At 40.2% G+C, this 24,245-nt stretch carries 1 protein-coding gene (cut by a window edge); it reads right to left on the reverse strand.

Going from position 1 to position 24,245, the window contains the following annotated elements; translation table 11 throughout:
• Positions 1 to 24,245 carry part of the coding region annotated (locus AB1414_00005; GenBank protein ID MEW6605818.1) for an IPT/TIG domain-containing protein on the reverse strand (this coding region is incomplete at both ends). Its footprint begins 38,905 nt before the window's first position, so 24,245 of the 63,150 annotated nt are shown.

Genomic DNA, 24,245 nt, shown 5'->3' on the forward strand with positions numbered 1-24,245 from the left:
TCCCTGTACTGTAACGAAACTACCCACTGTACCAGATGTTGGAGTTATGGCTATCTTACTGGTAATATTAAATGTGGCATAAGAAAAATCAGTATTACCTGTGGTTATGCCATAAGCAAGAATAGTTGTTATACCTATCGACTGGGCATTTACAGTAAATGTAACACTAAATGACCCGGCATGATTACTCGCTGTATTTGTTATAGTATGTGTGGTACCAAAATGTATGTGAATAGTCTCAGTTTGACCATAACCATCACCAAATACTGTTACAAAGGAACCAACAGTTCCAGAAGTAGGAGTAATTCTAAGAATCTTCTGAATAATCTTAAAATTAATATAATTTTCACCTTGTGTCGATAGTCCTGTAGCAATTATAGATGTAGTCCCAAATGCTTGGGTATCAATAGTAAAGGTAGTTGCAAATGTCCCATTAGCATTTGTAGTGGTAATAGTTATAGTCTTATGCCCACCAAAATCAACCTGAATTCCTTCAGTTACCCCATAACCATTACCTGTTATAGTCACAACAGTCCCTACTGTCCCAAAAGCAGGAGTAACAGATGTAACCTTCGGTTCAATAGTAAATAGCTTCTGCCTATCAAGATGAATATCATGCCCATACACATTTACAGTTCGTGTTCCTAATGGTTGAGAATCAACAGTGAAGGTAATGGAGAATGTTCCACCTGCAGCTTGGTCATTATCAGTTATCCCTGTAGAAATGACCTGGGTAATACTCTGTGTTGAACCGAAATTAACTCGAATCAATTCCGTCGTATCAAATCCATCACCACCTACTGTTACAAAACTCCCTACTGTACCCGCATCAGGAGTAATCCAAATATTAGGTAAAATAGTAAAAGTACCCCTACTTTCTTTTGAGATACCGGTAGCCTTTATTGTTTTTACCCCATATGGTTGAGTGTTTACATTAAATGTTAGTGAAAAGAATCCGTTATCATTTTCTCCTAGAAGATCATTTGCTACTCTTGAATTTTTATTCCCAAAATATATGTTAATAGGTTCATCTTTAGCACCATACCCAGTACCTTCAACAGTTACTATTATTCCAACTGTACCCAAAGAGGGTGATATTAATGAAATATTAGGAGTTATAAAGAACAATACATTAGTATTTACTCCTGAGATAACACCTGTAACTTTAATTGTCTTCCATGAATATGGTTGAATATTTATTGTAAAGGTAGTAGTGAAACTTCCTTCAGACGCTGCATTAACAACTGTAATACTCTGCTTTTTACCAAAGTCTATTCTAATTTCTTCTACTCCATATCCATTTCCCCATATAGTTACAAAAGACCCTACCGTTCCAGTATCAGGAGTAATCCAAATATTTGGCAGAATAGTAAAACTACCTATACAATACATTGAATTAGCCCCATCAACTTTAATAGTAGTAGTCCCACAAGGTTGAGTGGTAACAGTAAATGTAACACTAAATGTTCCGCTCTTATTAGTAGAGGTAGTAACCACCGTTGGAGTTGTGCCAAAGTCTATACGAATGTCATCTGTCGCTCCATAACCATTACCCGCTACCGTTACTATAGTTCCTACCGTTCCACTCTTTGGTGTAATTAAAATAATATTTGCCCATATAGTGAAGGTATAAGTTCCTCTATGTCCAGAGGTCTGACCTCTAACAACAATAGTTGTAATACCATAAGGTTGTGTATCAACATTAAAGTCAGTAGTAAATGTCCCCAGATAATTACTCCCAAAGATTGCCCTCCCAAATGTTGTCCCAAAATCAAGTACGATTGTCTCACTTCCAAACCCTTCTCCAAAGACCGTTACTGTTGTCCCCACTGTCCCAAAAGTAGGTGTAATAGAGCTAATCTTACCCAGAACGATGAATGACTCAACTGCCGCTCTTTGAGATGAAAGTCCATAAGCTCTAATCGTAGTTGTTCCTGGTTGTGTTACTACAGTAAATGTTTGAGTAAATGTTCCTTCATCACTCGTAGTTATCTGATTAATAGTAGCAATTGTCCCAAAATCTATCTGCACCAGTTCAGTTGCCCCAAATCCATTACCATTTACAGTCACTATAATCCCTATTGTCCCTGATTTTGGACTTATTTCAATTTTTGCGGTAATATGATATAACCAGGTATCTGATTCTCTATACCATAACCCTGTAGCCGTAATTGTCTGTTCCCCTTCTAATACAGGCACATTGAAGGTAACTGCAAATGTCCCACCTGAATTATCCACCACAGGACTTGCTGTCGTCATTGCTATAGTCATTTTTGTCCCAAAATCTATCCTGATTGGTTCCGATTCACCATATCCATTTCCTTGAACAGTAATCAAAGTCCCAGGAGGATTATTGTCAGGTGTAATTGAAATAATTTTAGGTAAAATACGAAACTTATCTTCTGGCATTTCTGGTATCGTTGGTGCACATCTCGATATTACACTCGTAGTACCAAAAGGTTGAGTATCTACAGTAAATGAAATAGCAAACGTTCCATAAAGAGAAGGTTCCTTATAAACTATGCTATCGTTTAACCCAAAACGAATTATTACCCACCAAAACTCTCCTGAAGGATATCCATCTCCATATACAGTTACCCATTCTCCTACTGAACCTTTCTCTGGAGTAACTAAAGTAATTCGTGGCTTAATAAAGAAATGCTCCATAGTATGTGTCCCATCAACCCCTGAAATAGCTGATGAACCATAAGTCAGTCCAACTGCATGCAAAGTAGTTAACCCATACGGTTGAGTGTCGATGCTGAAGGTAGTGGTGAATGACCCGCAAGTTTCTGCCGTAACTAAAGCAATAGTGCGATTTGTGCCAAATTGTATTCGGATAACCTCGCTTGACCCATAACCATTACCACGCAAGGTTACCCGCGTATCTACTGTCCCGGTTGTTGGCGTGAACGAAATTATCCGCTGACGAATATGGAAGTAAGAAATAGCCGATGTCCCTATCCTTATACCAACAGCGGTAATCGTGGTTGTGCCATAAGGTTGAGTATCAATGGTAAATGTTGTCGTGAATGAACCAAAGGCAGTTGAAGTGCAGTAAGTAATTGTCCGCTTTGTGCCAAAATTGATATGTATTGACTCCGTAGCACCATAGCCATTACCACTAACCGTGATTATATTCCCTACCGTGCCAATAGTTGGTGTAACAAAAATTATATTCGGTCGAATAGTCAAAGTCTGCGTGGCAAATACCAGCTCATCAATAATCTGGACATCCGTTGCCCTAATCGTAGTCGTTCCAAAAGGCTGGGTGTCAATGGTAAAGGTAGTGGTAAATGACCCTTCGGCATAGGTTGAGGTAGTCTGAATAGTAACAATTGTCCCAAAATCTATCCGAATTAAATGCGTTGCCCCAAATCCATTACCGCGTAAAGTAATTATTGTCCCGACCGTGCCCGCACCTGGCGAAACTACTGTGATATTTGGCAGTATCTTTAATCGGTTGCTGGCATTAACATTTCCTTCATCCTGCCCATAAGCCGTGATAGTAGTAGTGCCAAACGGTTGTGTATCAATAGTAAATGTGGTTGTCCATGTCCCTTCTGCATAACTTGATGTTGTCTGAATAGTCCTATTCGTCCCAAACGCAATCCGCACCGCTACCGATGCCTCATACCCTGTCCCACGAATAGTGATAATACTGCCCACCGTTCCTTGAGTTGGAGTAACATAGAATAATTCTGGTAGAATAGTCAATGTCCCTTCTGCCTTTCTAACAATATTATCTTGCCAGGCAACAATTGTCTTTAGACTATACGGCTGACTATCAATGGTAAATGTGGTTGTCCATGACCCTTCTGCATAACTCGAAGTTGTCTGAATAGTCCTATTTGTCCCAAATTCTATCCTGACCGTATTTGATGCACTATAGCCATTACCCCTAATAGTAATTATAGTCCCTACCGTGCCTGAAGTTGGTGAGATATAGATAATATTTGGTAAGATAGTTGTGCTACCATAAGCTACTACCCCCGCCGCAAATCCTGTATCTTCTGCCATAATCGTTGTTGTCCCATAAGGCTGGGTATCTATGGTAAATGTGGTTGTCCATGACCCTTCAGCATAAGTCGAGGTTGTCTGAATCGTCCGAGTCCTCCCAAAATCTATCCGAATCGTATGTGATGCCCCATAACCATTACCCCTAACCGTGATTATACTTCCTACCGTTGCCTGTTTTGGTGTGACTAAAATGATATTGGGCAAGATAGTAAATGTCCCCAACGATTTTATACCTATATTATCCTGATGAGCAGTAATCGTGGTAATCCCATACTGTTGAGTATCAATGGTAAAGGTAGTGGTAAAGCTACCTTGTGCTACAGATGTAACCGTCTGAATAGTCCGAATGGTTCCAAATGCTATCCGAATTGTCCGACTCGCACTATAACCATTCCCACTGACTGTAACCTTTGTTCCCACCGTTCCTTCTTGAGGTGAAATCCAGATAATATTTGGCTGAATAGAGAAAGACAGGTCATCATCCGAAATCGTAGATTCTGTTCCGTAAGCAATGATAGTCGTCGTTCCATAAGGCTGAGTATCTACGGTAAATTTAACTGTAAACGACCCAAGCCCATTGACATGAGTGGTAGTAATCGTCCGTGTCGTTCCAAAATGTATGGCTACTGTCTCCGATGTCTTATAACCATTTCCTTTAACCGTAACCCAACTTCCTACTGTGCCTGTAGTTGGTGTAACCGAAATAATCCGTGCTATAATCGTGAAATAATCCCAGTTTAAAACACCGGTTACACTTCCCACCGCCGTAATAGTTGTTGACCCATACATTTGTGTATCGACGCTAAACCAGGTCGTAAATGAACCATAAGCCTCAGTAGTTGTTGTATTTATTGTCTTAGTTGTCCCAAAATGTATATAAATCTTCTCCGTCGCACCAAATCCATTACCTCTAACCGTAATCCTATCTCCCACTACACCAGTTAGAGGCGTAACCAAAATAATCCTGGGCAAAATACTCACTGTCCCTTCTGCCTGGATATGCGGGTCATATCCGTGGGCAATCACCGTTGTCGTCCCATAAGGTTGAGTGGTAATAGTAAATGTAGTGGTAAATGACCCTTCGTAGGCAGAGGTAACAAATTGGATACTGGAGGTCGTGCCAAATTCTATCATCACCGTCTGTGAACTATGATAGCCATTACCACTGATAGTAATTACTGCCCCTACTGTACCGGATGTTGGTGTAATTCGAATGATATTTGGTAGTATGCAATATGTTCCAACTGCTTGTTCACTACCATACGCCTTAATGGTCGTTATCCCCCACGGTTGCGTAGTAATGGTAAATGTAGTTGTGAAACTACCATATTTTTCACTTGAGGTAATTTGAATAGTAGGTGTTCTGCCAAAATTGAGCTTAATCGTCTTTGATGCCCCAAATCCATTCCCACTGACCGTAACTATTGACCCTACCGTCCCTTGTGTCGGAGTAATCAAAATAATATTTGATTCGATACTCAATGATCCGTAACGATGTAAATCCTGGTCATCACCATGAGCACCAACCGTAGTTGTCCCATAAGGTTGGGTATCTATAGTAAAGGTAGTAGTCCAGGAACCTCGAGCGTAGGTTGAAGTAGTCTGGATTGTCCGACTGGTCCCAAACTTTATCCGAATAGTCCGACTTGCACCATAACCATTACCAGCAATGGTAATTATACTGCCTACAGTCGCAGATGTTGGTGTGATTAAAATAATATTTGGTAAAATGGTAATCGTCCCTTCCCGAGATGGTGCCTGTCCATCAACCTGATGTGCCCGAACTGTGGTTGTCCCATAAAGTTGGGTATCTATAGTAAAGGTAGTAGTCCAGGAACCTCGAGCGTAGGTTGAAGTAGTTTGAATTGTCTGACTGGTCCCAAATTCTATCCGAATAGTCCGACTTGCACCATAGCCATTACCACAAATAGTGATAATTGCCCCGACTGTCCCTGATGTAGGTGTAATCAGGATAATATTTGGCAGAATAGTAACTGTCCCCGCAGAATTAATTATCTCTGTGCCCGTGCCTCTACCATAAGCAGTGAAAGTAGTAACCCCGTATGGTTGAGTATCTATGGTAAATGTAGTGGTGAAACTACCCTGTGCTACAGATGTAACCGTCTGAATTGTCCGACTGGTCCCAAAATCTATACGAATGCTATCCGTAGCAGAATAACCATTACCACTAACAGTAATAACCGTTCCTACCGAACCTTGAGTTGGAGTAATAGCGATGATATTAGGTAGAATTGTAAATGACCTGTCAAAGGCTGATTCACCAGGAATACCCCTATCTCTACCAGTGATAGTAGTCGAGCCATAAGGTTGGGTAGTAATCGTAAAGACAGCCGTAAATGAACCATGATAATAAGTAGAGGTAATAATCACCGAAGGTGTAGTGCCAAAATCTATCTGAACCAGATTAGTGGCACTATAGCCATTACCTCGCACCGTAACTTGAGACCCAACTGTCCCGGACAGAGGCGTCACCAGAATAATATTTGGCTTGATAAAGAATGTCACAGTAAATGACCCACCACTATTTATGCCCGTTGAGGTAACTGTCGTTGACCCTGCTGGCTGGGTATCAATAGTAAAGGTAGTAGTAAATGACCCGGTGTAATCAGCCGTAGTTACGGCAATCGTAAATGTCCTGCCAAAGCTCACCCGAATAGTTTCAGATGCCTGATACCCCTGCCCATTAACCGTCACCCAACTACCTACTGTGCCTGATGTCGGTGTAATGGTCAATCTACTGGTAATGATAAATGTTGTGGTAGCAGAAGCCCAATTAAAGTTTGAAGCCCTAAGTTTATGTCCGGTTGCCTTAACGGTAGTAATACCAACTGGCTGAATATCTACTGTAAACTGGGTAGTAAATGTCCCATCTTCACTTGTAGTAATTCCTGTAGTAATACTCTCTGTCGTCCCAAAATCAAGCTTTATCATCTCCGTCACCCCATATCCTGCACCCTCTACCGTAACCACCGTGCCTACAGAACCTGATAGAGGTGTAGTAATTAATAAACGAGGGATAATAATAAATGTATTAGTCGCTCTAATATACTCACTTCCTATTAGATATACTGATATTGTTGTAGTTCCTGCACATTGAGAATTTACCTCGAACGAAAATTTATCTTCACCATCAGTAGTGTTCTTAACAATATCAGGTAAAGTTGTCTTCCCAAATTCACGCTTAAGCCATATTTCTCCACTAGGATATCCATCAAAATAAACCGTAATATTTGTACCTACCGTACCTATTGAAGGTGAAATCTCTCTAATCCGTTGTGTAATCTTAAAATCACTATAAAGCACCCTACCAGAACCTACCCCAAAAATTGTAATTGTTGTAGAACCATAAGGTTGGGTATCGATAGTAAAGGTAACCGTAAATGTCCCAAATCTATTTGAAGTTACAGTATTAATCGTTCCTGCAACCCCAAATGCAATCTGTATTAATTCAGATGCCCCATATCCATTTCCTTGTATAGTAACAATAGTACTCACTGTCCCTGTTTTCGGAGTAACTAAAGTAAGTTTTTCTTTAATTACAAAAGTCCAGGTGCCGTGTCCTTCACCTGTTTCCCAATCACCATACCACGGATAGGAACTAAGTCCAATACCAACTATAGTCGTTGTTCCATAGGGTTGTTCATTTACAGTCCAACTAACACTAAATGTCCCCTCTGATGATGGAGTAGTAATTGTAATCGTTCCCGTAGTCCCAAATAATATATGCACCTGTTCATTATTTCCATAACCATTTGCCGTAATAGTAACATTAGAACTAATGGTTCCCTCAGAAGGAGCGACATTAGTAATCTTTGGCATAATCACATATAAGAACTTCTCCGATTGACGACCAGAACCCTGACCTATAACTACAATAGTTTTGGTCCCAAAGCATTGTATATTAACATCAAAAGCAACTGTAAATGAGCCGGAAGAAGTAGCAGTAGCCCCATTTGGATATAATTGTGTTCCAACAAATTGTGAATTACCAAATTTAACCTTTAGCGATTCTCCTCCTTGATATCCATCACCAGATAATGTAACTCTACTCCCAACTGTTCCTGAGGAAGGTGTTACTTCAAAGATACGAGGTAAAACATAGAAAGTATAGGTAGCAGATGCACCTGAGGCTAAATCTATTGCCCAAATGGTAGTCGTCCCCGGCTGAGTATCTACGGTAAAGGTTGTGGTAACTGACCCTGAGGCAAAGGCAGTTACAGTCGTGATAGTCAAAGTAGTCCCAAATCTTATCTGCAGTAATTGACTTCCAGTATAACCATTGGCATAAATAGTTACTATTGTCCCTACCGTTCCTGAAGTAGGTGTAATTGAAATAATATTAGGTAAGATAAAGACGGTAGATGTAGCCTCGTATTGTGAATTCAAACCCAAAGCAATAATTGTTGTTGTCCCATAAGACTGGGTATTAATAGTAAAGGTAACACTAAATGTCCCCCCCAATGTATTCTCTGCGTCTACTATTGGAGTAGATGTTACTGTAATAATAGTAGTAGTAATACCAAATTGAATCCTTATCTTTTCTTCTATATCAAAACCCTTACCTTTAATAGTCACAATTGTTCCTACCGTCCCGATAGTAGGTGTAGTTGAAATAATATTAGGAATTATATAGAATACTCTATAATGTAATGCATTAAAAGGAGGCGCATCTTTAATGGTAACGGTCCTTGAGCCAAATGGATGATCATCTACTGTAAAGATATAAGTGAAAGAACCATTGGCTGGTGGAGATAACATAGGCAGTACCTGAGCATCTAAGAAAATACCTACTACTTCATTAGGATACCCTGTGGCACTTATAGTTATATTTGTTCCTACTGTTCCTTTTGTCGGCGTAATTAAGGTTATTTGTGATATTATCTTAAATGTATTAGGCGAGGTTCGAGTTGCAACCGCCCCTGTATCAAACCCATATGCCACAATATCCGTATCTCCATACTTTTGTGTATCCACTGTAAATGTAGTTGTCCATGAACCGTAATATCCAGAATTTGTAGGATCAGTAGAGACTAAAGTAATAGTGGGATTCGTACCGAATTTAATCCTGACTAATTCATTTTGACCATAACCATTACCCATTACCGTAACAACACTCCCCACCACCCCTTCTGTTGGCGTAACTAAAATAATATTTGCCGTTATACAAAAAGTGCCTTCCTCAGATAGATAAGGAGAAATATGCAACGCTTTAATAGTCTTTATTCCATAAAATTGGGTATTTACTGTAAAAGTAATTGTAAATGAACCATAGTCAGTACTTGAACCTATGGTAATCCCTTGCATTCCTCCCTGAGCTGGGTCACCAAAGTCAATTCTCACCGTATCACTTGCCCGATACCCATCACCTCTTACCGTAACAATAGTCCCCACTGAACCTGAGGTAGGAGTAACAAATACAACCCTCTGTCTTATACTAAATGTCCCCTTGGCAGAAATATTATAATATTTATCCGTATATGGGCATCCCTGATTCTTCCATACCGCAGTTATAGAGGTTGTCCCGTAAGGTTGTGTATCAACTTCAAATACTAATCTTATTAAACCCTTATTATAGTCTGACGACATACTCCTAATATGCCATTCCCACTCGTCATCAGCCCATGATGGAGATGATGCTCCTGCCCCTTGCACTGTTCCAAAATCTATAGCTATATACCCCGTAGATGGATAGCCTGTTCCTTCTACCGTTACTGAAGTCCCTACCGTCCCCGTAGTAGGTGTAACAAGAATAATATTAGGTGTAATAAAGTATGTATTCGTTGCCTGCTCATTATATCTACTACCTCTCGCCACAATAGTTGTCGTTGCATACGGTTGACTATCAACCGTAAATCTCACCGTCCATGACCCATCCACACTTGCACTTGTCAAAACTATATCTGCTATTGTCCCAAACTTAACATTTATACTCACAGAGGTATCATATCCATTCCCATATATAGTCACATAGCTACCTACGGTCCCGATTGTAGGCGTAACTAAAAAGATATTTGGCTGGATACGGAATGTAGTTGTTGCGGCTGTTTCACCAAAAATCTCACCAGTTGCCCTGATAGTTGTTGTACTAAACGGCTGAGTATCTACGGTAAATGTCAAGGTAAATGAACCATTCACCGTCGCAGAGCCTGTAGTAAATGTTCCTGTAGTGCCAAACTTAAAGAGGATAGTTTCTGATAAACCATACCCATTACCAGATACTGTAACTACACTACCTACTGTAGCCGCAGTTGGTGTGATATTGATAATCTTTGGCTGGATTACAAATGGCAGTGTGGTAGTAGTATTAGTTGCCCGTTCTCCGCTTGCAGCACCTTTAGCCACAATTGTTGTTGTCCCGTAAGGTTGAGTATCTATAGTAAAGGTAAGAGTAAATGAGCCATAGGCTGTAGTTACCGCACTACTTATAGTTTGCGTGCCAGTGACCAGATTCTGTGTTGTCCCAAAATCTATCCAGATATTCTCGGTCATCCCATACCCATTCCCGGCTACGGTAACCACACTTCCTACTGTGCCTTTAGATGGTGTAACTACGATAATATTAGCGATGATAGTAAATGTCCCTTCATTCGTAGGTAACCCGGATGTTAAACCATAAGCCCAAATAGTTTTCGTCCCATACGGTTGGGTATCCACAGTAAATTTCGTTGTAAATGTTCCACCAGATACCTGACTGGCTGGAACGATAGTAATTGTTGTCTTATCCCCAAAACTTATCCGCACAGACTCATTACTCTTAAACCCATCTGCCGAAATAGTAACATAACTTCCTACACTGCCTCTTGTTGGAGTAATTTGATAAATCCTTGCCTGAACCTGGAATGTAGTGGTTGCCGCCCAAATTCCATTAACATCATCATAGGCAGTAATCGTACAGGTGCCTGCCGCCTGCGTATCTACGGTAAAGGTAATCGTAAATGACCCATATTGAGTACTGCTAATAGTATTAATCGTAGGAGTCGTCCCAAATTTTATCCTTATAGTCTGGGATAACCCAAATCCATTACCACTTACCGTAAGCACTGTTCCCACAGGTCCTGCTGGTTGATTCAAATAAATAATATTGGGTAATATCCTACAGGTCTTAGTTGCCGGATATTTATAGGTATTTCCTCTACCTATAATAGTTGTTGTTCCATAAGGTTGTGTATCAATAGTAAAGGTAACATTAAATGACCCTACTTCCTCAGCTACAGCAATCGTTATACTCTGTCTCGTCCCAAAATCTATTCTTGTTTGCTCCTGGTTGCCATAGCCCCTACCCCAAATAGTTATAATTGTTCCCACAATACCCTCTGGTGGCTCAACCTTCCAGATATCCGGTAAAATAAAGAAACTTGAGTAAGCAGTAGGAGTTCCTTCACTTATTGAGTCCTTGTTATGAACTGTAATGGTCGTAGTCCCATACGGCTGAGATTTATCAATCACAAAGGTAAAATAACCAGGTGTATCGGCTTTATCAACACTCCCATCATTATTTATCCTCAGCCACTCATATTTATCTATCTCATTACCAAAGTCTAAAACTGCGTTCAGATGTGTCCCATCGTAATAATAACCATCACCCCACACTGTTACCGTTATGCCTACTGAACCCTGAGTTGGCGAGACCAAATAAATTCTTGGAAGTATCTTGAATGTTCGAGTGCCTATCTGTTGAGTGAGCGTCCCTTTCATTTCTACAGTCTTTGACCCATACATTCGTCTATCTATGGTAAATGTAGTACTAAATGACCCAAAAACAGTAGTAGATATAGTTCCTCGTATACTCTCGGCAATTCCACCTCCACTAATTGTAATCGAAATCTCCTCACTTGCCCCATAACCATTACCTGCCACTGTAACTACTGTGGTTACAGAGCCAATGGTCGGAGTAAACAAGATTATATTTGAGTAAATCTTGAAGAAATAGTCTGATACCGTCCCATACTGTTGACTACCAAGTCCTGTAACCTTAAGTGTTGTCGTGCCATAAGGCTGGGTATTAACAGTAAATGTAGTGGAGAATGACCCTTCTGCATAGGTTGAAGTAGTTAATAAAGTAACATTAGTTCCAAAATCTATCTGGATAAGTTCTGTGGCACCAAATCCATTCCCGGCTATGGTAACTATTGTTCCTACTGTTCCGCTTTGTGGTGAGAATAGGAATAGATTAGAGGTAATTCCTACACTACCAATAGATTCAAAATACTCTCCATAAGTAGAACTTACTTTAACCGTATGCGTCCCAAAATGTTGAGTAGTAATAGTAAATTTAGTTGAGAAAGAACCATAAGCAGTAGAGTTAAATCCCGGAAGCGCATCTGTCCCAAAATTTATGGATATTTGTGTTGCACTACCAAATCCATTACCAGTAATAGTCACAAAACTACCCACTGTGCCAGTTCTTGGTGACAAATAAATAATGATATTAACAATCTTGAAATAGCCGGTTGAAGTCCCTGATGCAGAAACACCCACAGCATTAATTGTCGTTGTCCCATAAGGTTGCGTATCCGTAGTAAATGAAGTAGTAAATGTCCCACAGGCATTGGCTTGACTTACGGTTATACTCCGTTTTGTCCCAAAATCTATCCGAATAGTCTCAGAGGCACTAAAACCTTCTCCATTTATGGTTACTACTGTCCCCACCGTTCCAAAAGAAGGTGTAACAAATGTTAAATTTGAAGTTATAGTAAGTGAAAAAGTCCCAGGAGCCTTTTGAGTGGTATCACTACCATAAGCCGTGATAGTTTTAAGACCATATCCCTGCGTATCAACCGTAAAGGTAGTTGTCCATGACCCAAAGGCTTGCGTTGAGGTCTGAGTTATGGTAGCAGTTGTCCCAAAATGAATCACAATTACCTCACTTGCCCCAAAACCATTACCCTGGACAGTAACTATTGTTCCCACTGAACCGGAAACTGGACTGACAAAAAAGATGTTAGGCAAGATGACTAACGAGGTATTTGTCTGAGTTCCTGGGCCCTTACTACAAATTGTCGTCGTCCCATATTTTTGAGTATCAACCGTAAAATATATGACAAACCTTCCCTGCCCAAATTGACCACCACTATTACCGGTAGTTATCGTCCTGGTTGTCCCAAAATGTATAGAAATAACTTCTGCACCACCAAATCCTGTTCCTTCTACCGTTACTACCAATCCAACCGTTCCGGAGGTAGGTGTCACCCAAACATTAGGATTAATAGTAAAAGATTCTGTAGCTACTCGCTGAGAAGTAAGTCCACCAGCCCTTACCTCCTTATCTCCTACCGCTTGTGTATCTATAGTAAATGTTTGAGAAAAAGTCCCATTATTCGTCGTCGCCGTAGCAATACCCTCTGTAATTCCAAATCTAATTTGGACATATTCTGAGGCCCCAAATCCTTGACCATAGATAGTCACAATTGTCCCTACCGTGCCTGCTCGAGGTGAAATATCGTAAATCTTACCTAAAACATGGAACAAGGTAGTAGCTGATGTGCCTGTATTAACTCCAGTTGCCTTAACCGTAACCGTCGCCGGCTGAGTAAGAACAGTAAAGGTGTAGCTAAAAGCACCATCGGAATCTGCACCTGTTGTTCCCGTATCCCCCGCACTCAGCGCCCCAAAATCTACATCCACTACCTCACTCAACCCATAGCCATTACCCTTTATCTCCACCAAAATCCCTATTGTTCCAGAAGTAGGAGAAATGCTGTAGATATTAGGTTGGATAGTAATTGAACCATAAAATGTCTGGATAGATCCTGCCGCGTAAACCTTGATAGTAGTAGTTCCAAAAGGTTGAATATCTACTGTAAAAGTAGTACTAATAGTACCTTTTGAACTTGCTCCAGTCATTTGACGATATGGATCTCCATCCGCCAACTTCGTCCCCATCTTAATTACTATAGTTTCTAGACTACTATATCCATCACCAGTTAAAGTAATATATGTTCCTACTGTTCCCGCATTAGGAGATATAGAAATTATCCTTCCTTTTATCTTAAAATAATTAACCACTTCACGAATAATATCAAATCCCGTACCAGTAACAGTAGTTGAACCATAAGGTTGAGTATCAACATCAAACTTATTACTTGTTACTATATCTCCATACACATTTGCTTGTGCTGTGCAAATAGAACTCACTATACCAAATCCTATTTTTATATATTCATTTTCTTTAAATCCATTACCAGAAACAGTAACTTTTGTCCCAATGGTTCCTTCAGATGGAGTAACACAGGTTATATTTGGAATAATAGTAAATGTCCCCTCGGTTCTTATACCAGAAGTATCTGTCCCATAAACTGTTTTTGTTCCACCTGGTTGACCAGAAGAAATAGTCAGTTCCACTGTTAAAGAACCCGATGTAGCCGCCTTTTTAGTATTATCAATCTGCGAACCAATAACCAGTTGTATCACTCCAGGAGTAGGTGTAAATCCATTTCCAATAATAGTTACAATAGAACCAATAGTTCCTTGAGATGGAGTAACTAAAATCATCTTTGGTGTTATCTTAAAGGTAGTATTGGTAGCATAAGCTCCATCAGCACCTGTTGCAGAGATTGTTGTTGTTCCATAAGGCTGAACATCGGTAGTGAATATTAAACTGATACTACCTAATCTATTGGAGGTAGTAGTAGTAATTGTCAGTGTTGACCCAAATCCAATAGTCACTAACTCTGATGAACCATATCCATTACCCCAGACCATTACCTGAGAACCCACTGTCCCAGAACTCGGTGTAATATCCACTATCTTTGCCAGGATGAAGAAACTACTTGTCCCTCGGGTATAATTATCGGTTGCAACAATAGTATGACTCCCATAAGGCTGGAGGTTTACAGTGAAGGAAATAGTAAATGAGCCAAGGTTAGTTGAACTACCATAGGAGGTAAGTGGGCTATAATTACCAAAGTTAATAGTAATATCGGATGAAACTCCAAATCCATTACCAAAGACAGTCACAGAACTTCCCACTGTCCCCAATGTAGGTTCCACCTTATAAATATTTCCAATTATGGTAAAGAGACAAACATTTTCTGATGAGGGGCTACTAAGCGATACAGTAGTAGTTCCATAAGGTTGTGTATCAACCGTAAATGACTTAACAAATCCACCTGCCGCATTTGTTGAAGTAGAAGATATTGTTTTGGTAGTCCCAAAGTCTATATAAACATCTACAGATTGGGCAAAACCACTCCCGGTTACCGTAAGTATAGTTCCCACAGAACCTATAGTTGGTGAAATACTAATCTGTCCTCTTATGGTAAATGTTCCTTCACCATAATGTCCAGAAGTAAACCCATAAGCAGTAATAGTTTTAACCCCAGCATTTTGTCCTGGAACAGTCAATGTCACGCTAAATGAACCATTGGGACTACTGTATATTGTTGTCCAGGTTGTTGGACCACCAAAGGTTAATTTTATCTGTTCGTTATTCCCAAAACCATCACCTTTTACCGTTACTTCACTCCCTACGGTCCCTATTGTTGGAGTTATCTGCCAAATTCTACCTGTTACTACAAAAGTAGTTGTCGCTGTTAAACCTGATTTTATACCCGTAGCCTTAATAGTAGTAGTTGCCGCTTGAACATCCGCAGTAAAGGTAACTGAAAATGTCCCCTTTTCACTAAGTAAATTATAACCTACTTCCTTTCTATTTATGGTAGTCCCAAAATCAATTCTAATGCCATCTGAATCACCAATAGATTTACTCCCAAAGCCTTCTCCATCTATAGTAATAGTTGTTCCCACTATCCCAGAAGTAGGAGTAATAACAATCTTTGTTTGAATCTTAAAAGTAGTAGCTGCTGTAGCACCACCTTGCCCTTCTACCATTACCACAATACTTGGTGTCCCAACCTGAGTAATGGTAGTAAATGTTACCGTGAAACTACCTTTTTCCGATGTAGTCCCTATTCCAACTACATCTCCCCCAAATTTTACCGTTATAGCCTCTGTTGGGCTAAATCCATCTCCCGAAATCGTTACTCGAATACCTATTGTGCCGCTTTGAGGTGAAATCTGAATTATGTTACCTCTCACAGTAAATGTAGCATATGCTTCTCGTCCTTCAGGAGGCGACATAATCCCCGCAATTCCGATTACTCTTTCCCCAAATGGATATATAGGAAATGATGTATAAGCAAATGAAAAATCTCCATTAATTGTTGCTTGAGCAGAACCATCCTTGTCCACAGGAGTAGGAGTACGATCAATGGCATAGTAATAATATTCATTATATTTAAGACCATTCCCATAAATTTCTACTCCCGTTCCTATTGTCCCATAACTGGGTGAAACTTTATAGATATTGGCAACTATATTAAAAGTATTATTTGTTGATGACTGGCCAGAACTTGAACCAATAGCGGTAATAGTCGTTCCTGCCATCCGATTAGAAGACTGGGTATTCACGCTAAATTCTACCGTAAATGTCCCGGCTGAATTTGTTGTGGCAAAGGCAATACTACTATGATTACCAAATTCTATCCTGATACTTTCTGTCGTCAGATACCCATTTCCATAAACCGTTACCCTACTACTAACTACCCCTTTTAGAGGTGTAACTAAGTATATTCCTCCCACAATACAAAAAGCAGTCCCGGTTGCCACAGAAGAGCCTTGCAGACCTGTCAGTTTAATCGTAGTAGTGCCAAAAGGTTGTGTATCTATCGTAAATGTCGCGGTAAGAGACCCCGAAACTGTTGAATTAAATGTTCCCATATTATGCATCCAGAGTCCAAAGGTAATATTTATCCCGCTTGTAGCCTCAAATCCATTACCTTGTACAGTAACTAATGTCCCTACACTCCCTCTGTTTGGACTAACACTGATGATATGAGATAAGATACGATAAGTTGAGGTAGCTGCAGTAATCCAACTCATATTTACTGCCGTCACCTTTATAGTCGTCGTGCCATAAGGATGACTCCTTCCACCTGCGGTATTAGTAAATACAATACTAAATGTCCCATTGACATTCGTTGTCCCTGGATTTCCTGGATTTATCACCTGAATAGTACCAAAATCAATTAAAATCTGCCCATTAGCCAGGAATCCTTCACCTTCTACTGTAACTATTGCCCCTACTATCCCTGAAATTGGTGTTAGATAAGTAATCCTCTGTTTTACATTAAAGGTAGCCTCTGGTGTGGTCAAAGAAGCAATTCCTCTTGCCTTAACTGTCGTAGTTGCTGGTTGCTGAACTACAGTGAAAACAGCAGTAAATGACCCTATCGTATCTGTTGTCGTCTGTGCTATTGTGGTCACTAATCCAAAGTCTATTTCTACCCGTTCCTCCTGCTTAAACCCATTTCCATAAACAGTAATCAATTCACCAACAGAAGCACTTCCAGGATTAATCCGATAGATATTACCAATTATCTTAAACCTATCTGTATCCGTAGCACTTGCACCCCAGGTATCTCTAACATTGATAGTTGTTGAGCCAAAAGGCTGGGTATCTACGGTAAATGTTACCGAGAATGTCCCATAAGCAGAGGTAGTAAAGGTATTGCGTGGATGAGCAGGAATGCCTAAAGTTATTGTTCCCAATGTTGCCGAGCCAAATCCACTACCTCTTACCGTAACATAACTCCCTACTGTCCCTTGAGCAGGTGTAATCTCAGGAAATGCCGACATCACACTAAATGTCCCTTCGCTAAACCTACCCGAGGTAAATCCTCGAGCCAGGATTGTCCTTGTCCCATACGGCTGGTCCTGTGTAGTAAAAGCAATACTGAATGTCCCATTAGAATTACTCGTCCCTATGCCTATATTTGTTATATTCCCAAAATCCAGTCTAATGGCTTCACTTATGCCATACCCCTGTCCCAATACTGTAATCACCCTGCCAATCGTTCCAGAAGAAGGAGTAACCTGATAAATTGATGCTTGAACAAAGAAGGCAGTTGTCCTGGTTGTTCCGGAGAGCATCCCGCGAGCTGTAATGCTTATCGTTGCGGGCTGTTGTAATACCGTAAGCACACAGGTGAATGACCCAAGTCCATCTGTATTAACCTGCCATTGATTGCTAAAGGTACCAAAATCTACCTGAACTTGCTCACTTGCCTTATACCCATTTCCATACAATGTTACCAACTTCCCTACTGTTCCAGTATTTGCTGTTACCCAGATATTACCAGTAATAGCAAATGTGGTTGTAGTGGCCTGAGCACCAGAAGAAATACCTTTGGCTACTATCGTTGCTGTGCCTAGAGGTTGTTTTGGCACAGTAAACTCAATGGTAAATGTCCCGGAAGAAGATACTGTCTTACTCCCTCTAAATTCAGCCGGAATACCAAAATAAACCTCCACTGTCTCACTTACCCCATAGCCATTACCGGATAAAGTTACAAAAGAACCAACTGTTCCTGAGATAGGCGTTACTTCAATTATATTGGCAAGAATAGTAATTGTATCTGTTGCTTCATAACCTCCTGAATTTCCAGCTACATCTTTAACCGTTATAGTAGCTGTCCCATATACCTGGGTGTTTATGGTAAAAGTAAAAGTAAAACTCCCTGCACTACCAGGAGAAGATGGACTCGTTCGCTCCTCATCTCTTAAATAGACTATAAGATTAGCATTACCACTAAATCCATCTCCCATAACTGTAATTGTTACACCTACTATTCCTGATTGAGGTGTAGTTGAAGTAATATGTGGTATTATCTTAAATTCTGTCTGTTTCTCCTGGTAGGAACTTGACACCCCCTTAACCTTGATGGTCTTACTCCCATACGGCTCTAAGGGAATAGTGAAGGTGATGGTAAATGAACCGCAGGCATTAGTGGTAACTACCGTAGTCAGCGTCCCGGTCGTGCCAAAAACAACATTTATCTGCTCTGTCGCACCGTAGCCAGTGCCGTTTATGGTTACCAAATCACCAACATTACCTATATACGGGCTAACCGGGGTAATATCCGCTCTGATGGCAAATGTGGTCGTAGCAGATTGACCTGTGGCAACACTTATTGCTTTAATCGTATGCGTGCCATAACGCTGGGTATCAATTGTAAAAGTTACACTAAAACTACCATAAGGGCCAAAGGAACTCGTCGTAGTAATAGTCATTGTATTACCAAAATCTATCTGGATTAACTCTGTAGGCCCATAATTAACACCTTCCACTGTTATAACTGTTCCTACTGTACCGGTAGAAGGTGTAACCAGACTAATAGCCCTTACCTTCCACATAGTAATAGTGCCCAGTGTCTGGGTAGTTGAACCTAATATTCCTGTCCCCATTACAGTTGCAGTTCCGGTAATATAACCAGTCCTTGTTCCTGTCAAGGAAATAGTGGCATTATTTTTAGCCGGGTCAACCGGGATATAAACACAACCTGTCCCTGCATTTATTGGCGTAGGAGTTCTCCAGCTACTACTTCCATAGACATCGGTTAAATTAGTCGATGTCGCTATAGTTACTCCGACATCATTCATCAAATTCCCAAATTCATCAACTACCTTCACCTTTAAGACAAACTTTAAGCCATCACCATTGCTGGCTAAAAATGAAGGTATGGTTTGTGTGCCACCGGTAGCCGTGCCAACCTGACTGCTTGTTCCCGTAACATAACCCTTCTTTGAGTATTGTGCCTGGAAACCTGTCCCTGTTCCAACCGCAATATACCAGGATGAGGTTGATGTTCCCCAAACAGGTTGTTTAATATAAGATACCTCTGTAGTTGACCCTGGGATGAGTAATTTCACCGACTCGGTGCCAGTCGAAGGACCTTGTAATGTCAAAGTGCCACCTAACTCATCCTGCACCGTAGCTATTTTTACCGCATATTTCAAACTACCATCCGGCCCCATAAATTTAGGTCGCATCTGTAAAGTCTTGCTGGCAGTTACCGAAGCGGTTGACATAGTGATGACATAGCCATCTTTCCAGTACTGCCCCCAAACCGTGCCAGTAGCGGCGATGTACCAACTTCCACCACTGAATGTTTGTGTGCCACCATCGAGATAAGTAACCTCTTGTGTGCCCGTTGATGTCCCAAACAACCTCACCGTATCCGTCGCCGCAGGGGTTAAAGTATAACCCAACTCATCCATCACATCACCACTGGAGACCTTAAAGGCAAAGAGAAGTTTTGGATTATGGGAAGTAGCATCAAAAGAATTTAAGGGACTATCAAAAGCAAGAGTTCTTTGATCAGCGCCACTACTTTGAGAAAACGTAAGGGTAGTAAGAGTTCCTACATATCCCTCTTTATCAATCCTTATCCTCCCACTCATGTCCGGAGTAATCGCTATATACCCCATTTGATTGGTAATAGTAGAGGTAATTATACTAAATGATCCTGTAGAACTGAAAGTTGTATTAGTTGAAGATAAAGCCAATGTGCCATTTAACTCATTAAGTGCACCAACAATCTTTAAATTAAATTGTAGACCTTTTATATTAGATGTTCCTAATTCAGAAATGAGAGTACTTCTGGCTGGATAATCACCCATATTAATTATTATTTGGCCGGTAGAGGTAGCTATAATTCCATTAGATTCCTGCAATCCCACATTTGTATTTTCTGCATATACCCAACCTGAACGTCGTATGGACAATGTCCCCCTATCTTGAGTATCTTTCCAATACAATATATTTTGGACACTACCCGTATAGGTTTTTGTAGCCGGAATAGCTTCTCTAAATCTACATGTAGTCAAAGAACTATAATCCACATTTTGCCCTAATTCATCTCTAACAACTACTTTTAATCCATATTTTAGCCCAGGTCCATCAAATCTGGCATTAAATTTATCTGGCAAGCCTTCATCATAATCCACCGTACTCTGTGTTCCCGCAGATGGAGTTAAAGTAGCACCTGTTGTTACAAATCCTTTCACTGTAATATTTAATGTCCCATAAACAGTAGTTGTTGCCGCTACATAACCTATATTATTTTCAATCGTCCATGTCCCAATAACAAATCCACCTGATGCAGATATAAATGCCGCATCAGTAGGATTTATTAATCCTGCTAATGTTTCAGTTCCACCTAATTCATCCGTTACTCCAATTACCTTAATATTAAATTCTAATCCTTTAATGGTATAAGTTGCCATTCGTGGAGTAAGAGAAGAAGTAGCAAGGGTAGAAGTTGCTACCATATCTATACAGACTTGATTAGCAGTACCAGTAGTTATACTTCCTAACCCAAAATGGGTACAGGTAGCATTAACATATCCTGCCTTTTCAATGGTTAGAGTACTACCTGTTCCATTTGTATCTGCCCAATACAATGTAGTTCCCGTATAAGTAGCCGGATTATAACCTCTAAATGTTGCCTTCCCTAAATTGAGATAATCAAAACTTGAAGTCCCGCCCAACTCATTACGCACTGTCACCTTTAATCCAAATTTCATTCTCGGTGCAATTTTCATCGCGGTAGGAAATTCTGTAGCAGTCCCAAATACTATAGTTGTCTGAGTCGCACCTGTAAGAGTTATAGTCGCACTTGTATCTACATATCCAGTCTGTCGCACCGTTAAAGTCCCCGCTGGAGTAGTAAAACTTCCAGCCAAATACCAGATATTATCCTTAACTGTCTGCGTAGCAATTATAAAGCCTTCTGGAGTAAAAGGCAAACTGCTCGTCAAAGTCATTGTCCTGACTAACTCATCTGTTACTCCTAAAACTTTGATATTAAATTCTAAACCTTTAACCGTATATGTCGCTCTTGGTGGTGTTGTCTCTTCCTGCGTAATACCAAGAGGAGAAACAGTCCCTGTAGTATCCATCTTAATTACAATCTGGGTTTTAGAACCTGTCTCAATAAATCTCAATCCTCCATGCGTAACAGTTGCATATACATATCCTGTTTTATAAATATTTAATTCACCAATCCCATAAGTATCCGCCCAATAATATGTTGTATCTGTTACTGTTGCTGGAGGTTGACCATCAAATAATTTAGTCGTCAAACTCTCACTCCCAAATCCCAATTTATTCCCTAATTCATCTGCTACTATTACTTTCAAACCAAATGGTAAACAGGAAGCTACATAACTTGCTCCAATTGAAGGGAAAGGTGATGTATATTCTACACTCCTTATCTCGTTATCTAATGGTGTAACACCTTTCTTTGAAATACTTATATAACCCTGTTTTGTTATAGTAAGAGTCCCTTGTTGACTTGTGGGGCTGCCGGCTATATATCCTATATTGTTCCTTATTACTTGAGATACTATAGAAAAACCATCAGAAGAAGTAAATTCAGTATTATCTAACCCTAAACTATTTCCTAATTCATCTTTTGCTCCAATAACCTGTAAATTAAATTTCAATCCTTTAATAGTATAACTACCTCCATCAGAAATAAAGGTAGTTAATGTAGGATAATCTCCCATATCGATAACAACCTGTCCATTAATACTGGTGGTAATACTCCCTAAGCCACTATTAATCACTTCAACAGGTATCCACCCTGTCCTCTGAACAGACAAAGTTCCCCCTACACCATTAGTATCTGCCCAATATAATACATTATTTACTGATGTAGTAGTCGCACTTCCTCTAAAAGTTGCTTTTGTTAAACTTCCCAAATTATATCCACTACTACTACCAAATTCATCTCTTACCACTACTTTCAATCCAAATGGTAATCCGGAGCCACTATAGTCTGCACCCCAACCAATGGATGGAGAAGAGTAAAAATCAACCATTTTTTGTATGCTCCCTCCTACTTCTATATTACTTTTTGTTCTCTTCGTATATCCTGGAAGACTAACAGTAAGCGTACCGGTTGTAGTAGGACTGGCTGCCATATATACTTTCCCGTCACAAATTGTTGATGTTGCTATGGTAAATACATCAGGTTCAAGTGTTATATCCGAAGTTATAGTTAAAGTATTACCCAATTCATCAGTTATTCCTAATAGTTTTAAATTAAATGGTAGTCCCGTTGCAGTAAATGTCCCTCCTCCACTTGGGTTTGTAGTAAGAGCCGTTGTCCCTTTCAAAATTATTATCGTCTGAGTACCGTCGGTAGTTGAAACATCAAATAACCCGGAATCCGAATTAGAATCTACCTTTATATATCCTGTTTTAGTAGCTGCTAATTGTTTATTTGAAAGTGTAGTAATATAATAATGTTCATTACCTTCTATCCCTTGATTTGGGTAATTTGGAACCCCTCCATAATATAATACTGTAACTCCCCTTAAGGGGTTCCCTAACTCATCATAAGTTATTACCTTCAATCTAAACTCCAACCCTTTAATCGCATAAATCCCTGCTGTAGAAATTGAACCTGTTCTAATCGTCTTTGTCGCATTATCACCACCTAAATCTATCACAATCTGACCTGATGATGTTCCGGTAATCCCACCGGCGGTAGTAATGTCTAATCCTGGATGTGTCTTATTGGCATATATGTATCCTGATTTAAGGATAGACAAGGTTGCCGCTGTCCCCATCGTATCCGCCCAGTATAATGTTCGTGTTCCACCAGTATCAGTATAAGTACCTGGATCTCTATTTCTAAATTTAGTGGTTAATCCCGTCGTCAACCCATTCCCCAACTCATCCCGCACTATCACCTTCAAGGCAAATAAAATGCCGGTAAAATCTACTGGAGTCTGCGATGAACTACTATAGGTAGCCGGCCCCGAAGTCGTCCTTACATAACCATCCACAACTAAACTCATTGTTCCTTGACCACTCGCCGCAACATAAATATACCCACCATCATATCTCCGCTCAACTTCACTTAAACCAGGTCCTAATGTAAGAGTTGAAGTAGCATCAGATGTCAAATACAAAGATATATTCCGTTCATTCGTAGCACTAATTCTAAAAGCCCCTGCTAATGTAACTTCACTTGTCACCGCACTTAATTCATTTCCACTTATCGTTGGAGCGGTCGTACTCGTCGGTAAATAACATGATACCGTCACCGTATATACATAGCTACCAGCGGCCATGGCAAAACTATACTTCCCACTACCAAGTTCCTTGAACTCTGTCGGCACATAGTCAACCCCTGCCTTCCTAAAAACAAACTTATCTCCAGGTAATCCTGTCGTCCCTACTCCATCCATCTTGCTGACCGTGATGATTAAATTACCCTGTAATCTTACTTCACTTGTCACCGCACTTAATTCATTTCCACTTATCGTTGGAGCGGTCGTACTCGTCGGTAAATAACATGATACCGTCACCGTATATACATAGCTACCAGCGGCCATGGCAAAACTATACTTCC

This window comes from bacterium (assembly GCA_040755795.1).
In the GTDB taxonomy this organism is placed as follows: Bacteria; UBA9089; CG2-30-40-21; order CG2-30-40-21; family SBAY01; genus JBFLXS01.